General features: G+C 56.7%; 27 protein-coding genes, 1 tRNA gene and 1 pseudogene. 15 read left to right on the forward strand and 14 right to left on the reverse strand.

Translation table 11 applies throughout. The features are described from left to right. Window positions 1-267 precede the first annotated feature (267 nt). The 4 genes and pseudogenes from AC13E3_RS05825 (at window position 268) to AC13E3_RS05840 (ending at window position 2,810) form a co-directional block, all read left to right on the forward strand. Window positions 268-489 carry an antitoxin Xre/MbcA/ParS toxin-binding domain-containing protein gene (locus AC13E3_RS05825; protein ID WP_482901828.1) on the forward strand — a complete coding sequence of 74 codons (222 nt, stop codon included), beginning with the start codon at window positions 268-270 and terminating at the stop codon, window positions 487-489. 286 nt (window positions 490-775) lie between these two features. Continuing rightward, window positions 776-1,558 (forward strand): annotated as a pseudogene (locus AC13E3_RS05830) (radical SAM protein); the annotation flags it as partial. A gap of 24 nt (window positions 1,559-1,582) precedes the next feature. Then, window positions 1,583-2,149, forward strand: coding sequence for a DUF1285 domain-containing protein (locus AC13E3_RS05835; RefSeq protein ID WP_014577134.1), 567 nt, complete (start codon window positions 1,583-1,585; stop codon window positions 2,147-2,149). Window positions 2,150-2,348: 199 nt separating this feature from the next. After that, window positions 2,349-2,810, forward strand: coding sequence for an FKBP-type peptidyl-prolyl cis-trans isomerase (locus AC13E3_RS05840; RefSeq protein WP_088557255.1), 462 nt, complete (start codon window positions 2,349-2,351; stop codon window positions 2,808-2,810). Window positions 2,811-2,908: 98 nt separating this feature from the next. Here AC13E3_RS05840 and AC13E3_RS05845 read toward each other — a convergent pair whose 3' ends face one another. Beyond that, window positions 2,909-4,561, reverse strand: coding sequence for an electron transfer flavoprotein-ubiquinone oxidoreductase (locus AC13E3_RS05845; RefSeq protein ID WP_092033721.1), 1,653 nt, complete (start codon window positions 4,559-4,561; stop codon window positions 2,909-2,911). A gap of 418 nt (window positions 4,562-4,979) precedes the next feature. On the opposite strand from AC13E3_RS05845, the gene AC13E3_RS05850 reads away from it, so the two are divergent. The 3 genes from AC13E3_RS05850 (at window position 4,980) to AC13E3_RS05860 (ending at window position 7,621) form a co-directional block, all read left to right on the forward strand. Next, window positions 4,980-5,729 carry an electron transfer flavoprotein subunit beta/FixA family protein gene (locus AC13E3_RS05850; protein ID WP_008171627.1) on the forward strand — a complete coding sequence of 250 codons (750 nt, stop codon included), beginning with the start codon at window positions 4,980-4,982 and terminating at the stop codon, window positions 5,727-5,729. Next, window positions 5,730-6,671, forward strand: coding sequence for an electron transfer flavoprotein subunit alpha/FixB family protein (locus AC13E3_RS05855; RefSeq protein WP_069183602.1), 942 nt, complete (start codon window positions 5,730-5,732; stop codon window positions 6,669-6,671). Between the two features lie 110 nt (window positions 6,672-6,781). Continuing rightward, entirely contained in the window at window positions 6,782-7,621 is an 840-nt protein-coding gene (locus AC13E3_RS05860; protein ID WP_273071138.1) for a putative RNA methyltransferase, read from the forward strand. Window positions 7,622-7,631: 10 nt separating this feature from the next. On the opposite strand, the gene AC13E3_RS05865 is transcribed toward AC13E3_RS05860, so the two are convergent. Together AC13E3_RS05865 and AC13E3_RS05870 are read right to left on the reverse strand one after the other, a co-directional pair. After that, window positions 7,632-8,105, reverse strand: a complete 474-nt coding sequence (locus AC13E3_RS05865; protein WP_273071137.1) for a hypothetical protein — start codon at window positions 8,103-8,105, stop codon at window positions 7,632-7,634. Window positions 8,106-8,133: 28 nt separating this feature from the next. Then, a complete protein-coding gene (locus tag AC13E3_RS05870) occupies window positions 8,134-8,463 on the reverse strand; it encodes a hypothetical protein (RefSeq protein WP_041645222.1) in 330 nt (109 codons plus the stop codon). Between the two features lie 208 nt (window positions 8,464-8,671). Here AC13E3_RS05870 and AC13E3_RS05875 point away from each other — a divergent pair, with 208 nt between their 5' ends. Continuing rightward, entirely contained in the window at window positions 8,672-9,088 is a 417-nt protein-coding gene (locus tag AC13E3_RS05875; protein WP_014577128.1) for a hypothetical protein, read from the forward strand. Window positions 9,089-9,145: 57 nt separating this feature from the next. Continuing rightward, window positions 9,146-10,387: a saccharopine dehydrogenase family protein gene (locus AC13E3_RS05880; RefSeq protein ID WP_014577127.1), complete on the forward strand. Its 1,242-nt coding sequence runs from the start codon at window positions 9,146-9,148 to the stop codon at window positions 10,385-10,387. Here AC13E3_RS05880 and cydC read toward each other — a convergent pair. Genes cydC through AC13E3_RS05900 form a run of 4 tightly spaced genes read right to left on the reverse strand, consistent with a single transcriptional unit; the run spans window position 10,384 to window position 16,140 of the window. Continuing rightward, window positions 10,384-12,000, reverse strand: coding sequence for a thiol reductant ABC exporter subunit CydC (cydC, locus tag AC13E3_RS05885; RefSeq protein WP_482901810.1), 1,617 nt, complete (start codon window positions 11,998-12,000; stop codon window positions 10,384-10,386). The genes AC13E3_RS05880 and cydC overlap by 4 nt on opposite strands. Continuing rightward, the gene (cydD, locus tag AC13E3_RS05890; RefSeq protein ID WP_482901811.1) at window positions 11,993-13,705 is read right to left on the reverse strand and encodes a thiol reductant ABC exporter subunit CydD; all 1,713 of its coding nucleotides are present in this window, start codon (window positions 13,703-13,705) and stop codon (window positions 11,993-11,995) included. The genes cydC and cydD overlap by 8 nt, the downstream gene beginning before the upstream one ends. Continuing rightward, complete coding sequence (cydB, locus tag AC13E3_RS05895) at window positions 13,706-14,707, reverse strand: cytochrome d ubiquinol oxidase subunit II (protein ID WP_482901812.1); 1,002 nt, start codon at window positions 14,705-14,707, stop codon at window positions 13,706-13,708. A gap of 2 nt (window positions 14,708-14,709) precedes the next feature. Further along, window positions 14,710-16,140, reverse strand: a complete 1,431-nt coding sequence (locus AC13E3_RS05900; RefSeq protein ID WP_482901813.1) for a cytochrome ubiquinol oxidase subunit I — start codon at window positions 16,138-16,140, stop codon at window positions 14,710-14,712. 183 nt (window positions 16,141-16,323) lie between these two features. Here AC13E3_RS05900 and AC13E3_RS05905 point away from each other — a divergent pair, with 183 nt between their 5' ends. The 3 genes from AC13E3_RS05905 (at window position 16,324) to AC13E3_RS05915 (ending at window position 17,633) form a co-directional block, all read left to right on the forward strand. Beyond that, window positions 16,324-16,965: a class I SAM-dependent methyltransferase gene (locus tag AC13E3_RS05905; protein WP_039881891.1), complete on the forward strand. Its 642-nt coding sequence runs from the start codon at window positions 16,324-16,326 to the stop codon at window positions 16,963-16,965. Between the two features lie 75 nt (window positions 16,966-17,040). After that, window positions 17,041-17,127: transfer RNA gene (locus AC13E3_RS05910), tRNA-Leu, on the forward strand. A 143-nt stretch (window positions 17,128-17,270) separates the two neighbouring features. Continuing rightward, entirely contained in the window at window positions 17,271-17,633 is a 363-nt protein-coding gene (locus tag AC13E3_RS05915) for a hypothetical protein (protein ID WP_482901814.1), read from the forward strand. 38 nt (window positions 17,634-17,671) lie between these two features. Here AC13E3_RS05915 and AC13E3_RS05920 read toward each other — a convergent pair whose 3' ends face one another. Genes AC13E3_RS05920 through AC13E3_RS05930 form a run of 3 tightly spaced genes read right to left on the reverse strand, consistent with a single transcriptional unit; the run spans window position 17,672 to window position 19,589 of the window. Then, window positions 17,672-18,475 carry an enoyl-CoA hydratase-related protein gene (locus AC13E3_RS05920; RefSeq protein WP_482901815.1) on the reverse strand — a complete coding sequence of 268 codons (804 nt, stop codon included), beginning with the start codon at window positions 18,473-18,475 and terminating at the stop codon, window positions 17,672-17,674. A 53-nt stretch (window positions 18,476-18,528) separates the two neighbouring features. Beyond that, window positions 18,529-19,407, reverse strand: a complete 879-nt coding sequence (locus AC13E3_RS05925; protein ID WP_053115334.1) for a DMT family transporter — start codon at window positions 19,405-19,407, stop codon at window positions 18,529-18,531. A 38-nt stretch (window positions 19,408-19,445) separates the two neighbouring features. After that, complete coding sequence (locus AC13E3_RS05930) at window positions 19,446-19,589, reverse strand: hypothetical protein (RefSeq protein ID WP_167450411.1); 144 nt, start codon at window positions 19,587-19,589, stop codon at window positions 19,446-19,448. A 188-nt stretch (window positions 19,590-19,777) separates the two neighbouring features. Here AC13E3_RS05930 and AC13E3_RS05935 point away from each other — a divergent pair, with 188 nt between their 5' ends. Then, window positions 19,778-20,569, forward strand: a complete 792-nt coding sequence (locus AC13E3_RS05935) for an enoyl-CoA hydratase (RefSeq protein ID WP_405419802.1) — start codon at window positions 19,778-19,780, stop codon at window positions 20,567-20,569. A 25-nt stretch (window positions 20,570-20,594) separates the two neighbouring features. Here AC13E3_RS05935 and AC13E3_RS05940 read toward each other — a convergent pair whose 3' ends face one another. The 3 genes from AC13E3_RS05940 to AC13E3_RS05950 are packed head-to-tail and all read right to left on the reverse strand — an operon-like array spanning window position 20,595 to window position 22,818. Beyond that, on the reverse strand, window positions 20,595-21,113 hold the full coding sequence (locus AC13E3_RS05940; protein ID WP_273083844.1) for a DUF192 domain-containing protein: 519 nt from the start codon (window positions 21,111-21,113) through the stop codon (window positions 20,595-20,597). Next, complete coding sequence (locus AC13E3_RS05945) at window positions 21,110-21,871, reverse strand: ABC transporter permease (protein WP_008171593.1); 762 nt, start codon at window positions 21,869-21,871, stop codon at window positions 21,110-21,112. Before AC13E3_RS05945 ends, AC13E3_RS05940 begins: the two co-directional genes overlap by 4 nt. Before the next feature lie 26 nt (window positions 21,872-21,897). Then, entirely contained in the window at window positions 21,898-22,818 is a 921-nt protein-coding gene (locus AC13E3_RS05950) for an ABC transporter ATP-binding protein (protein ID WP_482901816.1), read from the reverse strand. Between the two features lie 132 nt (window positions 22,819-22,950). On the opposite strand from AC13E3_RS05950, the gene AC13E3_RS05955 reads away from it, so the two are divergent. Together AC13E3_RS05955 and AC13E3_RS05960 are read left to right on the forward strand one after the other, a co-directional pair. Continuing rightward, the gene (locus AC13E3_RS05955; RefSeq protein ID WP_039881896.1) at window positions 22,951-23,412 is read left to right on the forward strand and encodes a hypothetical protein; all 462 of its coding nucleotides are present in this window, start codon (window positions 22,951-22,953) and stop codon (window positions 23,410-23,412) included. Between the two features lie 89 nt (window positions 23,413-23,501). Beyond that, window positions 23,502-23,813 (forward strand): hypothetical protein, encoded by a 312-nt coding sequence (locus AC13E3_RS05960; RefSeq protein ID WP_008171587.1) that lies wholly within the window; start codon window positions 23,502-23,504, stop codon window positions 23,811-23,813. On the opposite strand, the gene AC13E3_RS05965 is transcribed toward AC13E3_RS05960, so the two are convergent. Then, the gene (locus AC13E3_RS05965) at window positions 23,806-24,411 is read right to left on the reverse strand and encodes a hypothetical protein (RefSeq protein WP_273083859.1); all 606 of its coding nucleotides are present in this window, start codon (window positions 24,409-24,411) and stop codon (window positions 23,806-23,808) included. The genes AC13E3_RS05960 and AC13E3_RS05965 overlap by 8 nt on opposite strands. Window positions 24,412-24,429: the final 18 nt, after the last annotated feature.

A 24,429-nucleotide genomic window follows, 5' to 3' on the forward strand; every position in this document is an offset into this window, starting at 1 on the left:
CACCATGTGCTGGAACGAATTGCTAAGGCCGACACGCTGGAGAAGCTTGAAGCCTTGCTGCCCTGGAATGCCGAGTTGTTGGCTTTGAAAAAAGTGGCTCAATACGATTAGGGCAAGTGGGTCGATTTAACGGCGCTTACAATGGACTTTTGATGCCAAGTCGGAGGGATCTGGATGACGGAAAGAAAATCCTACAACTTGGGTGATCTCGTGTCCCAGTGTGACCCAGACGCCCCGATTCCAGACACGCTTCGAGAGTGGGAACGGATGGTGCCGATTGGATTGGAACTGGTCATCACGCGGCACTCAGTCGACGTTGTTCATCAGTCGATACGAATCTTGGAATCTCGGGAACAAGCACTGGAGTGGATCCAGCGCCCGATTCCAGGGCTTGAAGATGAAAGACCTTGCGACCTGCTGGGTACCCCTGACGGTTGTTGCTGGATAGCGTCGGTGCTTCAAAAAATTGAGCATGGTGATTTCAGTTGAGCCTACCCTAGGATTTATGTCTACTCAAAACACGAATATGCGAAATGATAGAGCTCTGTGCAGGAAATCTTGTCAAATATCCCGTCGTAATGTTCGATTTGCGACCACTGGGTGAGCATAAGATCCTTTTTTATCGCCTCTTGCGGCGAGCGGGCTTTGTCCTCAATCTTGGTAGGTAGTCCCAACGAGAGTTTTAGTATTCATGTTTAGTACAGGTACTAATATAGAAAATGAGCATTCACGCACTCACTCACTCGATTGGGATAGTTTTTATAGTTATAGCAACGAGATGTATACGCAGGCGCAAAAGAAATTCCGGGCCCGCAAGCCTGAAGATGTGCTCCAGGACATCCGTAATGCGGCTCGCAGCCTGGGTGGCGTGCGCCGGGTTTTTCTGGCAGACGGTGATGCAATGGTATTGCCGACCCGTCGCCTGTTGGAAATACTGGGTCAGCTCAGGGAGGCTTTTCCGGATCTTCAGCGGGTTTCCAGCTACTGTCTGCCCCGCAACCTCGCGAAAAAGACCGTGGAAGAACTGGCTCAACTGAAGGATGCAGGCCTTGAAATTCTCTATGTCGGTATGGAATCCGGCGATGATGAAATCCTGCGCCGGGTTAACAAGGGCGAAACCTGGGAATCCACCCGCTCGGCACTGCTGAAAATCCGTGAAGCGGGTCTTACGAGCTCTGTCATGGTGCTGAATGGGCTGGGCGGAGAAAACCTTTCGCGCCAGCACGCGATCAATACCGCAACGCTCTGCAACGAGACACAGCCGGATTATCTTTCCACCCTCGTGGTCAGTTTCCCACAGGGAGAAGAACGTTTCCGGGAGGGCTTCGGAGACGATTTCGTCCCGCTGTCCCCAAAAGGGCTTTTTGAAGAGATACGCCTCTTCCTGGAGCATCTTGAGCTGGATAAGACCATCTTCCGCAGTGATCACGCTTCAAATTACCTCGTGCTGAAAGGCACGCTGGACCGTGACAAGCAGAAAATGCTGGACCAGGTAAACCTCGCGATTACCAACCCCGGTGCAGCACCGTTGCGCGCGGAGTGGATGCGCGGGTTGTAATTCAGATGGCCGGGAGCCACCGTTATGAGCATGAATCCGGATAATCTTGCAAAGCAGGTGGAGGAAACCGTGAAGAAGGCCGGGAATCCACCCATTGATCAGTGGGACCCCGAGCTTTCCGGGGATATGGATCTTCGCATCAGCCGCGATGGTCAGTGGATCTTCAAAGGCGAGCCGCTGGCTCGAGAAGCGATTGTACGTCTGTTTTCCACCATTCTCCGCCGGGAAAGCGACGGCGAATACTACCTGGTGACGCCCGTTGAAAAGTGGCGCATCCAAGTCGAGGATGCGCCGTTGCTCGCCCATTCCCTGACCGTGACTGGAGAGAGCGACCGGCAGGTCATTTCCCTGACCACCAATGTCGGCGAAACCCTCGAGATTGGCCAGGACCATCCACTGGAAGTGACCACCTATCCGGGCTCCGATGAGCCAAGACCCGTGGTAAAGGTTCGCCATGGGGTCGAAGCGCGACTGGTAACCGCAGCCTATTACGACCTGGCGGAGCATGTTGTGGAACGGAATGAAGACGGACACCCGGTTCTTGGGGTATTCAGCCACGGAATTTTCTACAAAATCGGGCAGGGTGGTTGAAAACCCGTACCGCGACCCCAGAATTACGGTAGAAAACGCATTAGCTCAGTTGTTAAACTGTGTTTTCATACTTGTTATGAGCCTGGCTCTCTAACGAGGCCCGGTGGTCGTTAGTCCCTCTGTGCAGTCTGGCTGTTCACGATCACTTTCGATTGCCTAAATCAATTAAACAGTCATTGCGGACACGCAAGGAGATCACATGGCCCAACCTCGTGTTGTCACCATCCATTACACGCTCACCAACGATCAGGGAGAGCAGCTTGATTCCTCCCGTGTAGAAGGTCGTGAGCCTCTGTCTTACCTGGAAGGTGCACAGAACATTATCGGTGGACTGGAAAGTGCACTGAACGAAAAGAACGCAGGCGATCAGGTCAAGGTGTCTGTAGAACCTGGCGAAGGCTACGGCGAAGTTAACGAAGAGCTGATCCAGCCGGTTCCGCGTTCTGCATTTGAAGGCGTCGATACCATCGAGCCGGGCATGCAGTTCCAGGCGCAGACCCCGGGCGGCCCCCAGGTCGTTCGTGTGGTAGAAGTTGGCGACGAAACCGTCACCATCGACGCCAACCATCCGCTCGCTGGCCAGACTCTGCACTTCGACGTAGAAGTGGTAGAAGCTCGCGACGCGACTGACGAAGAGCAAGAGCACGGCCACGCTCACTAAGCTTTTCTGAAGCGCAACGAAAAACGGTTCCCTCGGGAGCCGTTTTTTTATGCCAAAAAAACGGCCCGCGAGGGGCCGTTTTCTACCGGAATCCGGACTTACATGTTCGGATAATTCGGGCCACCGCCCCCTTCCGGAGTTACCCAGTTAATGTTCTGTGCAGGATCCTTGATGTCGCAGGTCTTGCAGTGAACACAGTTCTGGGCGTTGATCTGGAAGCGCTTTCCGCCGCCATCGTCTTTCTCGACAACTTCATAAACACCAGCCGGGCAGTAGCGCTGCGCAGGCTCATCGTATTTAGGCAGGTTGTCGCGGATCGGAAGTTCCGGATCGGTCAGTTTAAGGTGAACCGGCTGATCTTCCTCGTGGTTGGTGTTTGAAATGAACACCGAGGACAGACGATCGAAGGTCAGGGTGTTATCCGGCTTGGGATAGGTCACCTTCTTGCACTCGGCTGCCGGCTTCATGGTGGCATAATCCGGAGTGGTATCGTGGAAGGTAATCGGCAGGCTGCCGCGCAGGATGTTCTGCTCAAAGTAGGCGATGGCGCCACCGACTATATTGCCGAACTTGTGCATCGCCGGGCCGAAGTTACGCTCTGCGTATAGCTCCTTGAACAGCCAGCTGTCTTCAAATTTCTTCTGGAAGCTGCTGATCTCTTCGCCGCTCTTGCCGTCCTTCAGCGCTTCGAAAACTGCCTCGGCGCCCAACATGCCGGACTTCATGGCGGTGTGGGAGCCCTTGATCTTGGAACCGTTCAGCGTGCCCGCGTCACAGCCCAGCAGGAGACCACCCGGGAAGCTCATCTTGGGCAGAGCGTTGTAGCCACCCTTGGTAATTGCACGGGCGCCGTAGGAAACGCGCTTGCCGCCTTCCAGGTGTTTCTTGATTTCCGGATGCAGCTTCAGCCGCTGAAATTCCTCAAACGGGCTCAGATGCGGGTTGCTGTAAGACAGATCGGTGATCAAGCCCACATATACCTGGCCATTCTCGAGGTGATACAGGAAAGAGCCACCGGTGGAGCCAGTTTCTTTCAGGGGCCAGCCGGTGGTATGAACTACGAGGCCCGGCTCGTGTTTGGCCGGATCAATATCCCACAGTTCCTTGATACCGATACCGTAGTGCTGCGGGTCTTTGCCTTCATCAAGCTTGAACTCGTTGATCAGGCGCTTGCCCAGGTGACCGCGGCAGCCCTCGGTGAACAGGGTGTACTTCGCGCGCAGTTCCATGCCGGGCATGTAGCCGTCTTTTTCGGAACCGTCGCGGGCCACGCCCATATCGCCGGTAATGATGCCTTTTACCTGACCGTCTTCAATGATGGTTTCGGACGCGGCAAAGCCGGGATACACCTCAACGCCAAGCTGTTCGGCCTGTTCGGCGAGCCAGCGGCACAGGTTACCCAGGCTGATAATGTAGTTGCCATGGTTGTGCATGTTCTTGGGCACAAACGCATTCGGGATCTTGGTGGCGCTGTCCTGGTTCTTCAGCAGGAAAATGTCGTCCCGGGTAACGGGCGTGTTGAGCGGAGCGCCTTTCTCTTTCCAGTCCGGGAAGAGTTCGTTGAGGGCAGTGGGCTCGAATACGGTACCGGCCAGAATGTGGGCGCCGATCTCAGAACCTTTCTCTACAACGCATACGGTGAGTTCCTCGCCAGCTTCCTGTGCCAGTTGCATGACACGGCACGCTGCCGACAGGCCCGCCGGGCCGCCGCCGACGATCAGAACATCAAATTCCATCGATTCGCGTTCCACGTTGGTCTCCTCAAACATCTTTAATGGATATTATGTGCCCGCAGGCCAATTATTCTGGGCCGCCATCATACCGGTAAAACTGCGTATAGACGACCGCCCCAAGCCGTTTGTCCCGACTTGCATAACCAAAAGGATACCGTATTTGAAGAATCAAACAAACGTTTGTTTGAAATTCACTCTGACCTTTGGCATTGTAAGAGCACACTGAAACACCGTGTGTTTTGAGTCGAAATCTAGTATCGTCTCATTGCCGTTCCCGGTCAATACCGGGGAATTGGCTGAAAGTTCAGTCCTGGCGCGTCGTTTGAGGCTATTGATTCTGCCGTGTGTTGCCTCCATCATTAGTGCGCATTGAATTTCGGCAGGCTCTGCGCGAGGACTGCAAGTCATAAACCCATCGTAGAAGAACGAGGAATCTATGAAGGTTCTGGTCGCTGTAAAACGAGTAATCGACTACAACGTAAAGGTGCGCGTCAAGCCGGACAACACCGGTGTTGACCTCGCCAACGTCAAGATGGCAATGAACCCGTTCTGCGAAATCGCGGTAGAAGAAGCCGTTCGCCTGAAAGAGAAGGGTGTTGCCAGTGAAATCGTGGTGGTATCCATTGGCCCGAAAGCCTCCCAGGAGCAGATTCGTACTGCGCTGGCGCTGGGTGCTGACCGTGGTATCCACGTCGAAACGGACGAGGAGGTTCAGTCTCTCGAAGCGGCCAAGCTGCTCAAGGCTGTTGTTGAGAAAGAAGAGCCGAAGCTGGTCATTCTTGGCAAGCAGTCCATCGATTCCGATAACAACCAGACTGGCCAGATGCTGGCTGCGCTGACCGGCATGGGTCAGGGTACTTTCGCTTCCGAAGTGGTTGTTGAGGGCGACAAGGTTAACGTAACCCGCGAGGTAGACGGTGGTCTGATGACCGTTGCTCTGAACCTGCCTGCGGTTGTCACTACCGACCTGCGTCTGAACGAGCCGCGCTACGCTTCTCTGCCGAACATCATGAAGGCGAAGAAGAAGCCGCTGGACAACATGAGCCCGGCTGATCTGGGTGTCGACATCGCTCCGCGCCTTTCCACCCTGAAGGTTGAAGCGCCTGCTTCCCGTCAGGCGGGTGTGAAAGTGGCCGACGTTGCCGAGCTGGTCGATAAACTGAAGAACGAAGCGAAGGTGATCTAAATGAGCATCCTTGTAATTGCTGAACATGACAACAGCAGCCTGAAACAGGCTACCCTGAATGTTGTAGCGGCTGCCAAGGCCATCGGCGGAGACATCGACGTACTGGTTGCCGGTGAGAACTGTGGTGCCGTTGCTGAAGCAGCTGCGAAGGCCGAAGGCGTTAACAAGGTGCTGGTTGCCGACAACGCTGCTTATGGTCACTTCCTGGGCGAAAACCTGGGTGAGCTGGTTGCCGAAGTAGGCAAGGGCTACAGCCATATTCTCGCCGCCGCTGGCACCGTGGGCAAAGACTTCATGCCGCGCGTTGCTGCGCTGCTGGACGTTGCCCAGGTTTCCGACATCATGCGCGTGGAGTCCGAAGACACCTTCGTTCGCCCGATCTACGCTGGTAACGCCATTGCCACTGTAAAATCCAGTGACAGCATCAAAGTCGTTACTGTTCGTCCGACTGCGTTCGACCCGGTTGCTGCTGAAGGTGGCTCCGCTGCCGTTGAACAGCTGGACGTTGTAAAAGACGCTGGCCTGTCCCAGTTCGTTAGCGAAGAGCTGGCCAAGTCCGACCGCCCTGATCTGGCAAGCGCCGGTATCGTGGTTTCCGGTGGTCGCGGCATGCAGAACGGTGACAATTTCAAGATGCTGGAGCAGGTAGCCGATCTGATGGGTGCTGCGGTTGGCGCATCCCGTGCTGCTGTCGATGCCGGTTTCGTGCCGAACGACATGCAGGTTGGCCAGACCGGTAAGATTGTTGCTCCGCAGCTGTACATCGCTGTGGGTATTTCCGGTGCCATCCAGCATCTGGCCGGTATGTCCGATTCCAAGGTGATCGTTGCGATCAACAAGGATGAAGAAGCACCGATCTTCCAGGTTGCTGATTATGGTCTGGTAGCGGACCTGTTCGAAGCCGTTCCGCAGCTTGAAGAAGAGCTGAAGAAAGTTCTGTAACTTTCTGCCTGGCTTGAGAAAAGGCACCTTCGGGTGCCTTTTTCTTTTGGGTGAAGCCAGAATACCTGCCATGATATCTGACCCCCACGGTTGAACCGGATATACAAACCATGACCACAATGCCGTTTGATGCCTTAGCCTGCCCACTGGACGGCTGCCCACTGGCGCCCAGCGAAAAGACCTGGCGTTGCGAGAACGGACACAGCTTCGACGTTGCCCGGCAGGGCTACGTGCATCTGTTACCCGTTCAAAAGAAACGTTCCCTGGACCCGGGTGATAGCAAGGAAATGGTCGCAGCCAGACAACGGTTTCTGAATGCAGGGTTCTACACAAAGATCGCCGAGGCTGTGAGCAATCAGGTATTGCAGTGGCTCCCGAGCGAGGGCACTGGATCGATTCTGGACGCAGGCTCTGGTGAAGGTTATTACCTTCGACACCTCGCGAGCTTGGCTGGCGCCAGAGATATCTCCATGATCGGCGTCGACATCTCCAAGTGGGCGGTTCTGGCCGCGGCCAAACAGGACAAACAGACCCGGTGGGTGGTTGGCAGCAATGCCAACCTGCCAATACTGCCAGAATCCCTGGATCTCGTGCTTTGCCTGTTCGGTTTTCCGGTTTACAGCGAGTTCGCCAGAGTGCTCAAGACTGGCGGGAAGGTGATGCAGGTGGATGCCGGTGCAGACCATCTTCGGGAACTGCGTGAAATCATTTATCCCGAACTGAAACCACCCGCAGACACTGAGATAGTTGATCCCGAGGGCTTCCGGACCCTGGATTCGACCGTGCTAAGGTTCCCGTTGAGTCTTCCGGACCAGGACAGCATCGCCGATCTCCTGGCCATGACACCCCATCTTTATCGGGCCAACTCGGAGGGCCTTGAGAAGGCTGCTTCGCTCGAATCACTGGTGGTGACAGTCGACGTGGTTCTGAAATGCCTGGAAAGGCGTTAACCCCCGAATTTCATTGACCGTCGTCGGAACCCTGAGCCTTGCCGCTCTTGCGGGAGGCGAGCCGCCTTTCTGCTTTCCCGATGATCAGGGTATCGGCGAGGATGTGCAGGGCCTTGTTGGTTGTGCGCACGGTCTTGTAGATCTGTTGACTCTTCTGGTCATGGGTGGCCCGAGCTTTGCGGGCAGTCTGCCGGAACTCTTCATCCTTCGAGAACAGATCAATCAGCCCGAAAGTCGTGTTCGAGATTGCTTTGTGCAGCTTTTCTACGGCGCTCGCGCCACCCGAAACCGAGTCCTCCAGCAACCGCGCCCGGTTCCGGACCTCGAGAAGATCCATTCTGCTTTTCTGGATGGCACTGTGCGCCGACACACGGTGGGAATTGAGAATCCGTGCTTCACGGCGACAGAGCAGCAGCTGCCAGTAGGCGATGCAGAATCCGCAAAAGGCCAGTAGCAGCAACAATACGATTGCGGCCAGGTTCATGATGGGGCCCTCCATTCACACATTGCGATCATCGATACTCAATCTGCATATCCACGTCGATTTCGCGCTCTGTCATCTCTTCCTCAAGTTCTTTCATCACTTCCTGGTACACCATTTTGCGAACCATCACGGGGAGTTTGTCGGCAAGCACTCGGGCAGAGCGTGACTCCCGCTTGGCCAGGGCAATCGGATCCAGTACCCGAAGCGTAATAACCAGCTCCGGTTCCTGCTCGGAATCTGCGATATCGTCGTTCTCCATCATTCGGGCGATCACTTTGCGCTGTTCAAGAACCTGCCAGCAGACAAAGCCGCTGAACAGGACAAGCAGGATGCTCAAGACTGTTAAAAAGGTGATCAATTCGAACCTCCGGAAATCGTTTTCTTGCTCTGCCTGCCAGTGTGCCCCAAGCAGTATGACAAACGATTGGCCGTGAAGACGGATTTACCGGTGTTGCCGGGAAAGTAGAACGAGCGCTCAAAACTGTTAACATTGGTTGCAGTTGTTCAATGAGCTACGCAGAATCAACGGGTTAAGGCCGACTATTCATACCAACAGAGGATTGTTCATGGTTTGGTTCAAGGCGTTTGCAAGTGGTTTTCTCGCAACCCTGGTGTTTCATCAGGGCCTGTTCGCACTGTTCTGGCTTGGGGGCATCGTGCCCGCAGCGCCCTTCAACCTGTCACCGGTGCCGCCGCTGGGTGTGCCCCAGGTTGTGTCACTGGCGTTCTTTGGTGGCCTTTGGGGAATGTTGTTGTGGCTGATTCTTGGGCGCCTGGCAGGGGTGAAGTTCTGGCTGGGGCATGTCATTGTAGGGGCTGTAGGTCCCACAGCAGTCGCCATGCTGGTTGTATTCCCCCTGAAAGGGCTAGATGTCTCGGCCCAGACCTGGGTGGGCGGCTTGCTCCTCAACGGTTTCTGGGGCCTGGGTGTTGCCGTATTCATGCGTCTGATGGGCGAGAAAGCGGTTGCCGGGCTCCGCTGAAATACCATTGATTCGTTATCAATTTCTGTTGTCATCACTGTTTACTAAGGAAGAGCAATGACCAAATCCGCAGAAACAGCCCATGATCTGGTGGTGTTCGGTGCCACCAGCTTCGTCGGCCAGATTCTTACCCGTTACTTGCTCGAGACCTACGGTGTAGGCCAATCGGTAAAATGGGCGATTGCCGGACGCTCCGAGAGCAAGCTCAACACGCTGAAGAGCAGCCTTGGCGACAAAGCCAGGGATCTGCCGGTGATTCTTGCCGATGCCGCCGACGACGCAGCCCTCAAGTCCATGTGTGAGCAGACCCGCGTGATTATATCCACGGTCGGCCCTTATGCGCTTTACGGCGAGCCGCTGGTCAAGGCTTGCGTACAGACTGGTACGGACTATTGCGATCTCACCGGCGAAGTTCAATGGATTCGCAAGATGGTGGAGCGTTACGAGGCGGAGGCGAAAACCTCCGGAGCGCGCATTGTCCACTGTTGCGGTTTCGACTCGATTCCTTCTGACATGGGCGTCTGGTTCCTGCAGAATCAGGCGGAGCAGACGTTCGGGATGCCTTGCCAGGATGTCCGCATGCGGGTCAAGACCGCCAAGGGCGAGTTCTCCGGCGGTACGGTTGCCTCCATGATGAATGTGGCGAAGGAAGCGGCGGCGGATCCGAAGCTGCGCAAGGAGCTGGCCAACCCGTTTTCCATCTGCCCGCCGGAACATCGCTCCAAGACCCGGCAGCCCAGCCTCAAGGGCGCCGAGTTTGATAAGACGTTCAACGCCTGGCTTGCTCCCTTCGTGATGGGCGCCATCAATACACGGGTGGTTCATCGCTCCAATGCCATGCAGAACGCGCGGTACGGCAAGGAATTTACCTACGATGAAGCCATGATGACCGGTCGTGGCACCAAGGGCCGGCTGGCTGCTTATGCGATCACCGGCGGCCTGGCGGCGTTCTTTACCGCCTCGGCGATCAAACCGACTCGCTGGCTGGTTGAGAAGTTTGTCCCTCAGCCGGGCGAAGGCCCAAGCCCCGAAGCCCAGAAAGCCGGTTTTTATGATCTGCGCTTTGTTGGTCGCACCGAGGACGGCAAGACCATCATCACCAAAGTGACCGGGGATCAGGATCCGGGCTACGGTTCCACCGGCAAGATGCTGGGCGAAGCGGGCATGTGCCTGGCGTTCGATATTCCGGCGGATCAGCCGGGTGGGTTCTGGACACCGTCTTCTCTGCTGGATGGCAAGCTGATGGACAGGCTTACCAGCAAGGCGGGACTGACGTTTGAGGTTCTCGAAACCCGCTAACCGCTCAGGTAGATCACACGGTCGGTGCCCGGAAGGGCATCCGACCCGTGTGCGAGACTGACCACGGTTTTCCCTTCCAGAAGCGATTCCATCCGTTTTGCTATCCTCGACCGGGTCTCGGCATCCAGGCCAGTGAACGGCTCATCCAGTATGACCAGGGGAGCTGGATTCAGTAACACCCGCGCCAGTGCCACTCTTCTTGCCTCGCCGCCTGAGAGTCTGCTTCCGGCGCTGCCCAGCCAGGTATCGAGTTGATCCGGTTCGGTAGCGAAGCGCTCAGCCAGTTCCATCTGCTCCAGCATGCTCCAGAGTTCCGTCTCCGAAGGCTCCGGAGAGCCCAGTAACAAGTTGGCCCGCAACGTGTCTTCAAATAGCACGGTTTTCTGGGTCAGGTAAACGCAATCCCTCCGCGCCAGGCTTCCCTGAGCAACCGGCAAAAGGCCTGCGAGCACATCGGCGAGTGAAGACTTTCCACTGCCGGAGTGGCCCAGAATACCGATGCGCTTGCCATCCTCAATCTCAAGATTGAAGCGCGTGAAAAGCGGCGCGTAACCGGCGTGCTTCACCGCAATATTGTCTGCAAGAAGGGCGGTTTCCGGCGGTAATTCTTGCTTTTCGTTGACAGCCTGCCGTTCCTCTTTGCGGCAATCGCGGTTCAGCCGCGCCGCGGAAGCGATGGTGGCTCCGAGCTTGCCAAAGGCATCAGGCAGCATGGCATAGACCTCAGCCAGTCCGAGCAGAGCAATGGGCAGTAAAACCAGCACAGGCCCGGATAGCGTGCCCGCCTGGAACAGGGCAAAACCCGCCCAGAGCGCCAGGACCGCAGAGAGATTTACCAGCAGATGGGTTCCGGCCAGGTGCCAGCCCACGCGGGTATCCGTTTTTGCCTGCTCTGAGGTTACCTGATGGGCCTGGCGCATAAGCCAGGCAGCATGTTTACCAGTGCGACCGGCCGCAGTTAGTTCTGAGAAACCTTCAATATGTTCAATGACCGCCGTTCGCAATTCTTCCTGCCGGTCGCTTTGCCGGGCCGCAAGTTGCCAGGTTCTGAGGTAAACACCAACCGTCGCGACCGCCAGGGCAATCACAAGAAGCAGGCCCACCAGTACAGCGGTTCCAACATCAAACAGAATGGCTGCCAGCACCACCACCAGGAGGGTTACCAGGCCAGCCAAAGCCGTAGGCGCGATCAACCGGAGGTACAGGGTATCAAGGGCATCGACATCGCTGGTCAGGCGCGAGAGCCACTGGGCGCCACTCAGCTCTCCCCGGCGTACGCGCGTGGCGCGGGACAGCCGAGAGAACAGGTTCACGCGAATATCTGTAAGCAGTCTCAGAACCGTATCGTGGTTATATACCCGTTCCAGATACCGGAACACTGTTCGGGACACAGCGAAAAACCGGATAGCGCCACCGGGCACGTAAAGGTTGATAGTGGCCGCCACCCCGGCAGCCAGGAGCAATCCCACCAGCGCCGTTTTGGTAAGGAACCAGCCAGACACAGCCAACAGCGCGATGCCGGAGAGCAGGGTAGCGAGAATCAGAAAACCACCGACCACCAGGCGTCCGGGCCGCTTTAAGATCAGCTCCAGCCACGGTTTCAGCTCACGCATCCCGAACCTCCCCGCCGGAGACCAGCAGAACCCGGTTTGCCAGTGTGAGCAAGGCCTGGTGATGGGTGGAGAAGATCAGGGTCTTGCCGGCTACCGCCAGTTTGTGCAGCGCCTCCAGCACAAACACCTCACTGTCGCTGTCGAGGCCCGCGGTAGGTTCATCCAGCAGAATCAGGTCATAATCTGCCAGGAAAATACGCGCCAGGCTCAGCCGCCGGGCCTGTCCGCCGGAGAGGCCCTGGCCCTCCTCAGATACCGGGCTGTAGATGCCCTGTTGCCGGCTGTCCAGCAGGGAACCAAGGCCGACATTGCGCAGGGCGGTTTCAATGGCAATATCGGAGGCATCTGGCGTAGTCAGTCTGAGGTTATCGGCCCAGGTACCCTGAACCAGGAAGCCTTTCTGCCCCAGCCAGCCGAACCGGAAACTTCCCGCTGATTCGCCAAACAGGTGGAGCTCACCGGTATCCGGTGCCATAAAACCGGCCAGCAGATGCAGCAGGGTAGACTTGCCGCCGCCCGAGGGGCCGGTGAGGGCAATCACTTCGCCTTTTTGGATGGTCAGCGCCAGATCCTGAATCACGGGCTGATCCGACCGAAAGCGTTTACTGACGGACCGCAACTCAATGCGATCATCCGCCCCTGCTACCGGGTTGCCATCTGTAGACGTGTCGAAGTGCGCTGGCGAACCAAGCCGTTCAAGAATTTCTGTTCCGGCACCCATGGCGGCGGCGCGATCGTGATAATGCTGTGACAGCGTCCGTAAGGGCTGGAAGAACTCCGGGGCCAGCAACAGAATCAGAAGCCCGGAAAACAGCGTGATATCTTCGGACGGGCCATAGGTGATGTAGCCCAGCAAACCAAAACCGATGTAAATGGCGATAACGGCAATGGCCACTGAGGCAAAGAACTCCAGGACCGCGGACGAGAGAAACGCAATCCGCAGCGTTTTCATGGTAACGCGCCGATAGTGATCGGACCGTTTGCGAATGAGTTCTGCAGCACCCGTCGTCTGGCCAAACAACTGGAGGGTGGTTAGCCCGCGCACCTTGTCCAGAAACTGTCCGGAGAGCCGGCTGATGGTCTCGAAGTGCTGTTGGTTAAGTTTTTCCGCGCCCATGCCCACCAGCGCCATGAACAGCGGAATCAGCGGTGCAGACAACAGCAGGAAAATACCGGCCAGCCAGTCCAGCCAGAACACGAGAACGAGGATCAGCAGGGGCACGATCATCGACAGCGTCATTTGCGGCAGAAAACGGGCGAAATAACCGTGCAGTGCTTCCACGTGGTCAATCCATTCCCGGGCAAGGGTGCCTGCGGAGGATTGGCCCAGCTCTACCGGGCCGGTGGCCTGCCAGTGTTTGTGGAGCTGACGCCTGGCATCCCGCCGTACCTGTTCACTGCAACGGGCAGCAAAACGCGTCTGAAAGCCCTGGCCAAGTGCCCGAACCACCAGTGCGAGAATGAGCCCAAGGAAGAGGGGAGTGAGGTCCGCGATAGGGACCTCGTCAATCACGCCCAGATGAATTATCCGGGCCAACAACACCATCTGGATGATGGTCGCTATGCCGGCCACTGTGCCCGCAGCAACAGCACTGCGGATCCAGAGGCGATTGCCGAGGGCAAGCTGCGCAAGCCAGCCTTTGACGGCTTTCTGGTCAGTGGCGGGGGAATCTCCCCCGCCATCATTGGCCAGTGACTCCGCCACTCAGTGGTATCCCTCTCCGGCGCGCACCTTGCCGCGGAAGACCCAGTAGGTCCAGGCGGTGTACACCAGCACGATCGGGATCACGAACAACAGGCCCAACAGCAGGAACAGCTGGGATTCGTAGGCGGACGCGGCTTCCCAGAGCGTGTATTCCGGTGGAACCACATAAGGCCAGCGGCTGACTACCAGACCCAGATAGGTGGTGATGAACAGCCCCATGGTAGCCACAAACGGCATGCCGTCCCGGCGATCACGTACTGAACGGTAGATCTGAATAGCACAAAGCAGGGTCAGGACTGGCAGAACCCAGATGATACTCAGGTTAGAGAACCAGCGCTCACGGACCATTTCGTCCACGAACGGCGTCCAGACTCCAATGATGCCAAAGACAACCAGCACCGCCAGCAGCAGAGGCACGGTGATCTTGTAGGCCCACTGCTGCAGGTAACCCTCGGTTTTCATGATTAGCCAGGTGGAACCCAGCAGGGCGTAGCCGGCCAGCATCCCGAGGCCCGTGAGAACGGTGAATGGCGTAAGCCAGTCCAGCGCGCCGCCCACATAAACGCCGTTGGCGGTTTCGAAACCCTGGATATAGGCGCCGACGACAGCGCCCTGGGCAAAGGACGCAACGGTTGAACCGCCCGCGAAAGCCCAGTTCCACAGATAGCGGGAGGTGCGGGCCTTGAACCGGAACTCGAACGCCACGCCCCGGAAGATCAGCCCGGCCAGCAGCAGGAACACACCAATGTACAGTGCCGGCAGGAAGATGGAATACACCATCGGGAACGCAGCAAGAAGGCCGGCACCACCCAGCACCAGCCAGGTTTCGTTGCCGTCCCATACCGGCGCCACCGAGTTCATCATGGTGTCCCGGGCTTCCTCATTCGGGGCGAAAGGAAAGAGAATTCCGACGCCCAGATCGAAGCCGTCCATCAACACATACATGATGATGCCGAAGCCAATAATGAATGCCCAGATAAGAGGCAGATCAAACAGTTCCATAATCAGTGACCTCCCTGGCTGGCCGGTTTACCGTGATGCTGGTCTTCATCAATCTCAAAAGGCACGTGTGCGGCAGAGAACGGACGTTTCGGCCGTTCTGCCTCGTGCTCATCTTCATCCTGGTCTTCGAGACCGACATAAAGCACACGCATCAGGTAATACACGCCGGCAGAGAACACCAGAGCGTACACCACGACATAGCCGATAAGTGTGAACAGAGCCATACCACCGGTCAGTGACGGGGTCAGGGCTTCGGCCTGGGTCATCTGGCCGTACACCAGCCAGGGCGCCCGACCTACCTCGGTCACGAACCAGCCGGTCAGCACCGCAAAGAAGGGCGCAATGCTCATAAAGCGCATGCCCTGCAGGAACCAGTTGGTGCGCCAGTATCGACCGCCGGCACGCAGAACCAGTCCAGTAAACGCGAAGGCGATCATCAGCAAGCCAATGCCCACCATGATGCGGAACGACCAGAACACGATTGCGACGGGCGGCTGCTCTTCAACCGGCACCGCGCTTACGCCCGGTACTTCACCGTCCCATTCGTGGGTGAGGATGAAACTGGCAAGACTCGGAATGCCAATCTCGAACAGGTTGCGCTGGTTTTCCTGATCGGGAATGGCGAACAGCAGCAACGGCACATTGCGGGAGGTTTCCCAGTTACCTTCCATGGCCGCGACTTTGGTCGGCTGGTGCTCAAGAGTGTTCAGGCCGTGGAAATCCCCCAGAACTGCCTGGGCAGGCGCAATGAACAGCAACAGCCAAAGGCACATGGACAGTGCCTTTTTGTTGGCTTCAACCTCGCGACCGCGCAGCAGGTACCAGGCGCTCACCCCGGCCACCACAAAGCCGCCGGTAAGGAAAGAAGCCAGTGCCATGTGGGCGAAGCGATAGGGGAAAGAGGGATTGAAGATCGCCTCGCTCCAGGAGGTGACGTAGAACACGCCGTCGCGAAGTTCGGTGCCGGCCGGAGTCTGCATCCAGCTATTCGCCGAGAGAATCCAGAACGACGAAATGAAGGTGCCGGTGGCAACCATGATAGCGGCAAAAAGGTGAACACCAGCGGGCACCTTGTCGCGACCAAACAGGAGCACGCCGAGGAACGCCGCCTCAAGGAAGAACGCCGTGACCACCTCATAACTCAGGATTGGGCCAAGGAAATTAGCAGAGGCCTGGGCGAAGTTACTCCAGTTGGTCCCGAACTGGAACGACATCACGATGCCTGATACCACCCCCATGCCGAACACCACGGCAAACACCTTGGTCCAGAAGGCCGATAGCTTAACCCAAACCGGGTTCTCGGTTTTGAAGGCCAGGCCCTCAAGTACCGCAATGTAAGAAGCGAGGCCGATGGTAAACACCGGAAAAATGGCGTGAAATGACACCACGAACGCGAACTGGATTCGCGATAGAATAAGAGGATCAAGTTCCATGGGAACCCTCCGGTAACGATCACATCATAACAAACGGGCACAGCGAACCCGTTCAGCCGCTGCCTTAGCTCTGATTGTTATATTGTTATTACCGGCAGATGATTACTATGCTACTAAATAAAGTAGCAGTTTCGATAGGGCCGATTGTCGCACCCTTGATTTATCGCAATTATGGTGATGCCGATGAGCTTTTACGAAGACAGAATACTGCCTCACATCATAGACCGGGCTTGCTCAATGGGCCAGGTGATGAAACTTCGTAGCCAGGTAGTTCCCCACGCCAAAGGTGTCGTCCTGGAAGTGGGCATGGGCTCCGCCATCAATATGGAATTCTACAACGCCAACAACGTCGATATGGTGTACGGCCTGGAGCCATCAGAAGGCATGCGTAGAAAGGCCCTGCCAAACCTTGCCAAAACTCCAATAAAGGTAGAGTGGCTGGATCTGCCCGGGGAGAAAATCCCTCTGGACGACAACTCCGTGGACACCGTTCTGCTGACCTTCACGCTGTGTACTATCCCTGACTGGAACGCCGCTCTTCAACAGATGCGCCGAGTGCTCAAACCCGGCGGTGAACTCCTGTTCCTCGAACACGGCGAATCGCCCCACGATGACACGAGAAAATGGCAAAACCGCATCACCCCCGGCTGGAAAAAGCTGGCCGGCGGCTGCCACCTGAACCGACACATCGCAGACCTGATCCGTCACGCCGGCTTTGAAATCCAGGAACTTGAAAACCTCTACATCCCGAAGGCACCGAAAATCGCGGGATACATTTATAAGGGCAGGGCGATCAACCCGCTAAAGACCAGCCCGGCAGCCTGATAGTGCGGGCAGAATCCGAATTGCGTTACCCCACGCAGACTTATACAATTCTGCCCGTCAAAACCTCCCCCGAATGCTCCGGTGGTGAAATTGGTAGACACAAGAGACTTAAAATCTCTCGACCGTTAGGTCGTGCCGGTTCGATTCCGGCCCGGAGCACCATCTTTGTTATCAGTGTCCCTCCAAGTGTTTTCTTGTGATCTTCGTCGAATCGCAGGTCTCGACGGCAAATGAGCAGTGATCGACGTTTCTTCGGTAGGCGTAAGCTTTAACTCAATGTTTTCCGTCCAAGGAGACAGAACGCCATGGCCGAAGTTGAAACTATTGGTAAGCAAATCGCAGATTATGTGAACGATCCCATCGAGAAAGCCAAGAGGCTGATCGTGACGCCAGTGGGGCAGGCGAGAATGATTGTCTGTACGCCATCACCCGGCCAGGGTGCCTCGTCGGCGATTGAAGCGGCAAACAGTCTGCTTTCGGAAGATGATCAGATAGCGCTGGTCGAAGATGTCAGTGAGCTGACAGATCCTGCGCAGGTGGTTTCCATCATCAATGATGGTGGTATCGAGACCGAAAAGGGGTTTCATGTGGCTTTCAGTCTTTCTGACGAGACGATTGCAAGGCAGGTGGAGAAAGAGCTCGACCTCAAGGTCTTTACGGGGCAATAGCCCCGTTTGATAGATAGGCGGCCATTTGGCCGCCGCCACTATTTTTTCGACATTGCTTCCAGCATTTTGTTAACCGCTTCCAGGTGCTCAGGCTCGTTGTGGCACATGCCCTGGAAGTTGGCGCACACATCCAGAAAATCCTTCAGCTCCATCCTCGGTGCCATTTTCATCAGGCGTTTGGTGAGGCGAGTGGCTTTCGGTGGCTGGCTGGCCATGCGGCTTGCCATGGTATGAGCAGCGTTCATCAGTTCGTCCGCTGGCACCACCTCCAGAACAACGCCCAGCTCCTTTGCTTCGGTAGCGTCTATCACCCGCCCGGTGAGTGTTAGCTCGAAGGCGCGCTGGTAGTCAATCAGGCGCTGCATGAACCAGGCGCCGCCGTCACCCGGAATGATGCCGAGGTTGAGGAAGGTTTCGCCGAACTTTGCACTTTCCGAGGCAATGCGGATATCCGCCATGTTGGCCAGATCAAAGCCGGCACCAATGGCAGGTCCGTTCACGGCGGCGATGATGGGCACTTCCACATTCTGGAGAGCCAGAGGAATGCGCTGGATGCCTTTGCGGTAGCGGTCGGCGCATTCGGCCACGTCTCCGGCGAAATCGCCGCTGCGGTTGGCCATATCCCGGATGTTGCCGCCGGCGCTGAAGGCAGAGCCCGCGCCGGTGATCACCAGTACCGACACATCGTCGCACTGGTTCACCCATTCCGCGGTGGTCACGATGTCGTCGATCAGGTTTGAGCCTGTCAGCGCATTGCGCAGGTCGTGACGGTTCAGAGTAAGCGTGGCGACACGGTTTTCGAGGGTCAACAGGGCATCGGTGAGCTTGGGTACGGTGGTCATTATTGCGGTTCCTTGTTTTTGATCAGCGCGTATCTTCGCGCGCGGGAACCGGGTTAATCAACTGCCACCCGCGCTTTTCGGTACCGGCTTACTTCTGTCCAGCCATGCACCGCCAGGGCGGAGAATACAATAACACCACCTACCAGGCTGAGCTTTGGCGGTACTTCGCCGAGGAATAGCCAAACAAGGAAAGACCCGAACACGGTTTCCAGAAGCAGCATCAGGCTGACTTCCGCCGCCGGAATATAGCGGGGGCCAATCTGGATCAGGATGCACGCAGTGGGCAGGAACACCAGACAGAGCAGAGCGATAAAGAAGAAATCACGGGCCGAGGGCATCTGCGCACCACCAAGCAATGCCGCAACACCTGCCAACACCAGCGCGCCGAACATAAGCATCACGCTCATATCGCTGTCGGGTTTGGAGCGCGCTACGTTGAGGTTGGAGGCCAGGGCAGTGGCGGCAACCACGGCCATCAACAGACCCAGAGGGTCGCCCTTGCCGAATTCTCCCACGGCCATGAAGGTGGCGCCGGTGACGCACACCAGAATAACTACCCAGGTGCGAAGAGGCAGCGTTTCTTTCCATACCGCCCAGGCAATCACGGCCGCGATGACCGGCGCGGTGTTCAGGATGACCAGCACATTGCCGGCGGCTGTGTTCTTCATGCCAACCACGAACCCGAGGGTACTGATGGCAAAGGCACCGGCACAGAACAGGCCTTTACGGCCGCATTTTCGAATTTCAGGCACCAGCCGGGAACGGTATCGCGCCCAGCTGATCACAAAAAAACTGATCGCCAGTAACAGGCCGCGCCAGAACAGAAAGACCACAGGATCCACGGAGGTGATTTTCACCAGCAACGCATCGGGCACTATAAACAGCACGCCCAGAGCCGCGATGGTCAGTCCTTTGATTCTGGTCGTCTGCAACGTGGCTTCGCCTGTTCCGGTGTGGTGGTTCGGTTAATTTATGGGTTGTCCTGTTCCGGCAGCGGCTGGATGCTGTTGATGTCGCCGGTTGGTGTTGCTGGCTCGTCTTTTACGATTATGAAGACTGCTCCGCCGATAACCGCGATGGCGAAGATCGCTTTGAGGATCATCGATTTTGACATGTGTTATTCCTCTCTGCAGTTTTGGCCTCTTACAACACCCTATGGGCAGCAGAGGTCTATAACAACCGCAACGCATTGAAAACTGAGCATCCTACAAAAGTCGCTTCGACAGTATAGACGCAGTCAGCAATACTCTGGATAAGATTCCAGAATGCCCGGTGCAGCAACGATTCAAATGGAGTGTCCACATGACTGAACAAACACAAGAGCTGGTGCACAAGTACAGCGAAAATGGCATTACCACGCTTACACTGAACCAGCCGGAGAAGAAAAACAGCCTTTCCATGGCGATGCTTGAGGCCTTGTCTGAAGAGCTGGCGATCATCGCCTCCGATTCGGAAACGCGGGTTGTCGTCCTTGCGGCTCATGGCAGCGTGTTTTGTGCCGGCCATGACCTCCGGGAAGTGCGTGAGCAGTTTGATAGCCATGAATTCCAGCTGGCCCTGTTTAACCAGTGTAGCAAGGTGATGCAGCAGATCGTGAACCTGCCCCGGCCAGTCATTGCGCGGGTTGCGGGTGTTGCGACCGCCGCCGGCTGCCAGCTGGTGGCCAGCTGCGACCTGGCCGTGGCGGCCGATACCGCCCGGTTTGCGACGCCTGGCGTGAATATCGGGCTATTCTGTTCCACGCCGATGGTGGCGCTGTCCCGGAATGTGTCACGCAAGCACGCGATGGAAATGCTGCTGACCGGTGAGATGATTGGTGCCGTGAAAGCTGAACGCATCGGACTGGTCAATCAGATTGTTGATGAGCAGCACCTGGACGAAATGGTTTACAAGCTGGCGCGTACCATTGCCGACAAGTCTGGTCATACTCTGAAGATTGGTAAGGAAGCCTTCTACCGGCAACTGGAAATGCCGCTGGAGGACGCTTATGAGTACACCTCAGAGGTGATGGCAGACAACATGATGGCGAACGACGCCCAGGAAGGTATCTGCGCATTTCTGGAGAAGCGCAAGCCAGAGTGGCAGGACAGCTGAACCGGTTGCTGAGACATTGCCCGGCCTAATTTGCCGGGCAATTGTCCTTTCCGATGGCAAGCCGGTCGCCCGTTCCGATTCCATGTTCCAGGAAAAAGCCGGCGTTCATCTCCACGGCCTCGATGAATGGCACACCGGCCGGGTAGGTGGGGCAACCGGAGCCGCTGGCCGAGGGGCAGGGCACCATCTTGCGAATGCTGCCAATCTTGCCATCCTCGTTCAGGTAGGCGATGTCGAGGGGAATCAGGGTCTTGTACATCCAGAATCCGTGGCTGGCTGATCTCGGCTCGTGGTATTTAAACAGCATCCCGGCATCGGGAGCCATGGACGTACGGCCCATCAGTCCTTTCTGGCGTTGCTCGGAAGTGCTGGCAATCTCGAGTTGCACTGGCACCACGCCCGACGCAGACACAAAGCAGGCCTCGACAACCGGCAGGCCGTCCTGAGGTGCTGCAATGCCCGAGGAGCAGCCGTAGAGCAATAAGCTGGCTGCAAGGAGGGCCCAGACTTCCGCCCCCCGAACCGGGCTTGATGCGCAGGTCACGAGCGCAACCGGTAGCCGGTCTTGAAAATCCACCAGATGCCGACCATGCAGGCCGTGAGGAATACGAGGGTCATTCCCACACTGATGGCAATATGAACGTCAGACACGCCGTAAAACGCCCAACGGAAACCGCTGATCAGGTAAACCACCGGATTGAACAGGCTCACGGTCTGCCAGACCTCTGGCAGCATGTCGATTGAATAGAAGGTACCGCCAAGGAAAACCAGCGGTGTGACAATCATCATCGGCACGATCTGCAGTTTTTCGAATCCGTCGGCCCAGATGCCGATAATGAAACCGAACAGGCTGAAGGTCACCGAGGTAAGCACCAGGAAGGAGAGCATCCAGAAGGGGTGCAGTACGTCGTAGTCCACGAAGAACTTGGCGGTCGCCAGGATGATAAGCCCAAGAATGATGGACTTGGTGGCAGCAGCACCGACATAGCCCAGCACCACTTCCACATAGGAGACCGGGGCAGAGAGCACTTCATAAATCGTGCCCGAGAACTTGGGCATGTAGATGCCGAAGGAGGCGTTCGAAATACTTTGCATCAGCAGCGACAACATCACCAGGCCGGGGATGATGTAAGCGCCGTAGGCGATGTTGTCGATGTCGCCCATCCGCGAGCCAATCGCTGAGCCAAACACCACGAAATACAGGCAGGTGGATATAACCGGCGAGAGCACACTTTGCATCACAGTGCGCTTCATGCGGGCCATTTCAAAATTGTAGATTGCGCGGATACCGTACAGGTTCATGCATTTCTCCAGAATAGCCGGCAGTTTTACTCGTGCACCAGGCCGACAAAAATCTCTTCAAGGGAGCTTTCCCGGGTTTGAAGGTCTCGGTATTCGATACCGAGATCGCCAAGCGTGCGGAGCAATCGGGTTACCCCTGCCTGCTCTCGCTGGGAGTCGAAGGTGTATATCAGCTCGTAACCATCCTCTGACAGCTCTATCGGCTCCAGAGTCAGTTCACCGGGCACCTTGTCCAGTTTGTGCTGCAGGTGCAGTCGCAACTCTTTCTTGCCCAGCTTGGTCATCAACTGGGCCTTGTCCTCGACCAGAATGATCTCGCCACCGCGAATGACACCGATGCGATCCGCCATTTCCTCGGCTTCTTCGATGTAGTGGGTGGTGAGGATGATGGTCACGCCATGTTCCCGAAGTTTGCGCACCATTTCCCACATGTCCCGCCGCAGTTCAACGTCGACGCCCGCCGTGGGCTCATCCAGGAACAGTATCTGGGGCTCATGGGAGAGCGCCTTGGCAATCATCAGGCGGCGCTTCATGCCACCGGAGAGAGACATGATCCGGTTGTTGCGCTTGTCCCAGAGAGAAAGATCTTTCAGGACTTTCTCGATGTGCGCAGGTTTCGGCGCCTTGCCGAATAGCCCACGACTGAAGGAAACGGCATTCCAGACAGTTTCGAATGAATCGGTGTTGAGTTCCTGTGGCACCAGGCCGATGGTCTCGCGGGCCTTGCGGTAGTCTTTGACAATATCGTAACCGGCGGCCGTTACCTGTCCGGAGGAGGCATTGACGATACCGCAGATGATACTGATGAGCGTGGTCTTGCCAGCGCCATTGGGGCCGAGGAGGGCGAAGATCTCGCCACGGCGGATGTCCAGGTTAATGTCTTTCAAAGCCTGAAAACCGTCGCCATATACCTTGCTCAGGTGCTTAACGGAAATATCCGGCTGCACGGGCGTGTCCTGTGGTCAGAATGGGTCGAATTGAAGGCGCAGTATTTTCTCATGAGTAGCGCCAGTTTAGAAACCTTTGCCTCGGCCGGAGAAAACCCCATAATGCCGGCCGGGTTTGTTCGGGAAGCGGTTATGTTACGCGCGATTGCTGTTACAGGATTGATTCTGGCCGTGGTTGGTGCCGGTGTGTTCGGTTGGCGCCTGCTGGGAGACACTGGCAAAACGTCCGGCGGAGAAAGTCAGACCGTTCAGTGTGATCTGCTGGAAAGCGGTCCGTGCCAATGGTCAAATGGTTCCGGAGATTGGCAGGTTGCCCTCAACACCATGGGCGTGGGCGCTCAGGGCACCGAATACCAGCTAACCGTTGCCACGCCGGAGCGTCCGGAACGCTTTCTGGCTGTTCTCCGGGGCGAGTCCATGTACATGGGCGAGTACCCGGTGCCCCTCGGCAAACAGTCGGAAAACCAGTACTCCGCCCGTTTCACAGCGCCGTTCTGCACCGTGGATGGCAAAATGACCTGGCGCATTGATCTGCAACAGGGCCAGGAACCCATCGAAAACATCCCGGTTAAGCTGGTTTTCCAGGCCGAATAGCACCGGGACAGCTGAACCGACAACTGGTCGGCTGACAACGGTCCGGGATTGTGTAAAATCATCTCATCGCCATTTGCAGGGACAACGTGATGGATTACGGAGATAGCGTTCAGAAGGTTCTGCTCAGAAAAATCCGCAAAGCCGAACAGGATCTGATTCAGCTAAAGCTGGATTACTGCCGGTTTGTTTTCGGCCTGACTCATCGCGCGAAAGTGCTGGCCGGCGGCGTAACCTATGTGGTTCGTTCCGTGGATGTGGACAGCATGGCAAATACGGATGATGGCGGCTTCAGCCGGCCTGAAATAACCGGAACCCGAGTGGACGAACAGGATCATGCGGAACCCGTTGCCCTGGGTACCGACTGGGTACTTGAAACCGCAAACAAACAGGCTGCTAAATAAACGCGTTGGCAGTAATGGCGTCGTAAAGACTCGACGTGGGCGGTACGAAATGGTTGTATCGCCAGAACTCCGCACCTTCCAGACCCGCCCGGAAACAAGCCAGATAAACCGCACTGTCTGTTAATGTGCTGATCGCCTGCATCGCCTCCGGTTGACGCATCCCCGTTTTTCGATTGATGGTCTGGGCAACAATCCCGGCCAGTGCCTCGGAATGCCGACTGCCTTTGTCGCTCAGGGCGCACCCGGCACCGTACAGCCAAGCCGTGGCATAGGCTTTGACCGCATCGGGTGCGGTCGCTAGCGCCAGACCCTTTACACGGCAATCCCGTTCCTGGAGACCAGCCAGAATGTGCAATCGGGTGATGAGCTCAGCCCGGTCCGGAGCAGCTTCAGGAGTCGGCCTTCTGCTGGCAACCGGCCATTCGGAATTGTTTGAGGGCAGGTCGGTAGCTACCGTGTCCCTCGTTGCTGGCCAGATTTCCTGGCGACCGACTGCGATGGGTTCGGAACGCACCAGCGAGATAACCCGCACAGCCAACAGGACAAGCAGCGCCAGCAGCCCGACCTGAATGAAGAGAATCAACCCGTTAACCATCATCACCAGAACTCTGAATGT

This window comes from Marinobacter sp. L-80 (genome assembly GCF_056859395.1).

Bases quoted from the DNA above. Each gene is read 5' to 3' on its own strand.
- AC13E3_RS05825 (WP_482901828.1), top strand. From the start codon at position 268: ATGGTGCCGATTGGATTGGAACTGGTCATCACGCGGCACTCAGTCGAC.
- AC13E3_RS05835 (WP_014577134.1), top strand. From the start codon at position 1,583: ATGAGCATGAATCCGGATAATCTTGCAAAGCAGGTGGAGGAAACCGTG.
- AC13E3_RS05840 (WP_088557255.1), top strand. From the start codon at position 2,349: ATGGCCCAACCTCGTGTTGTCACCATCCATTACACGCTCACCAACGAT.
- AC13E3_RS05850 (WP_008171627.1), top strand. From the start codon at position 4,980: ATGAAGGTTCTGGTCGCTGTAAAACGAGTAATCGACTACAACGTAAAG.
- AC13E3_RS05855 (WP_069183602.1), top strand. From the start codon at position 5,730: ATGAGCATCCTTGTAATTGCTGAACATGACAACAGCAGCCTGAAACAG.
- AC13E3_RS05860 (WP_273071138.1), top strand. From the start codon at position 6,782: ATGACCACAATGCCGTTTGATGCCTTAGCCTGCCCACTGGACGGCTGC.
- AC13E3_RS05865 (WP_273071137.1), bottom strand. From the start codon at position 8,105: ATGAACCTGGCCGCAATCGTATTGTTGCTGCTACTGGCCTTTTGCGGA.
- AC13E3_RS05875 (WP_014577128.1), top strand. From the start codon at position 8,672: ATGGTTTGGTTCAAGGCGTTTGCAAGTGGTTTTCTCGCAACCCTGGTG.
- AC13E3_RS05880 (WP_014577127.1), top strand. From the start codon at position 9,146: ATGACCAAATCCGCAGAAACAGCCCATGATCTGGTGGTGTTCGGTGCC.
- cydC (WP_482901810.1), bottom strand. From the start codon at position 12,000: ATGCGTGAGCTGAAACCGTGGCTGGAGCTGATCTTAAAGCGGCCCGGA.
- cydB (WP_482901812.1), bottom strand. From the start codon at position 14,707: ATGGAACTGTTTGATCTGCCTCTTATCTGGGCATTCATTATTGGCTTC.
- AC13E3_RS05900 (WP_482901813.1), bottom strand. From the start codon at position 16,140: ATGGAACTTGATCCTCTTATTCTATCGCGAATCCAGTTCGCGTTCGTG.
- AC13E3_RS05905 (WP_039881891.1), top strand. From the start codon at position 16,324: ATGAGCTTTTACGAAGACAGAATACTGCCTCACATCATAGACCGGGCT.
- AC13E3_RS05915 (WP_482901814.1), top strand. From the start codon at position 17,271: ATGGCCGAAGTTGAAACTATTGGTAAGCAAATCGCAGATTATGTGAAC.
- AC13E3_RS05920 (WP_482901815.1), bottom strand. From the start codon at position 18,475: ATGACCACCGTACCCAAGCTCACCGATGCCCTGTTGACCCTCGAAAAC.
- AC13E3_RS05930 (WP_167450411.1), bottom strand. From the start codon at position 19,589: ATGTCAAAATCGATGATCCTCAAAGCGATCTTCGCCATCGCGGTTATC.
- AC13E3_RS05935 (WP_405419802.1), top strand. From the start codon at position 19,778: ATGACTGAACAAACACAAGAGCTGGTGCACAAGTACAGCGAAAATGGC.
- AC13E3_RS05945 (WP_008171593.1), bottom strand. From the start codon at position 21,871: ATGAACCTGTACGGTATCCGCGCAATCTACAATTTTGAAATGGCCCGC.
- AC13E3_RS05955 (WP_039881896.1), top strand. From the start codon at position 22,951: ATGTTACGCGCGATTGCTGTTACAGGATTGATTCTGGCCGTGGTTGGT.
- AC13E3_RS05960 (WP_008171587.1), top strand. From the start codon at position 23,502: ATGGATTACGGAGATAGCGTTCAGAAGGTTCTGCTCAGAAAAATCCGC.
- AC13E3_RS05965 (WP_273083859.1), bottom strand. From the start codon at position 24,411: ATGATGGTTAACGGGTTGATTCTCTTCATTCAGGTCGGGCTGCTGGCG.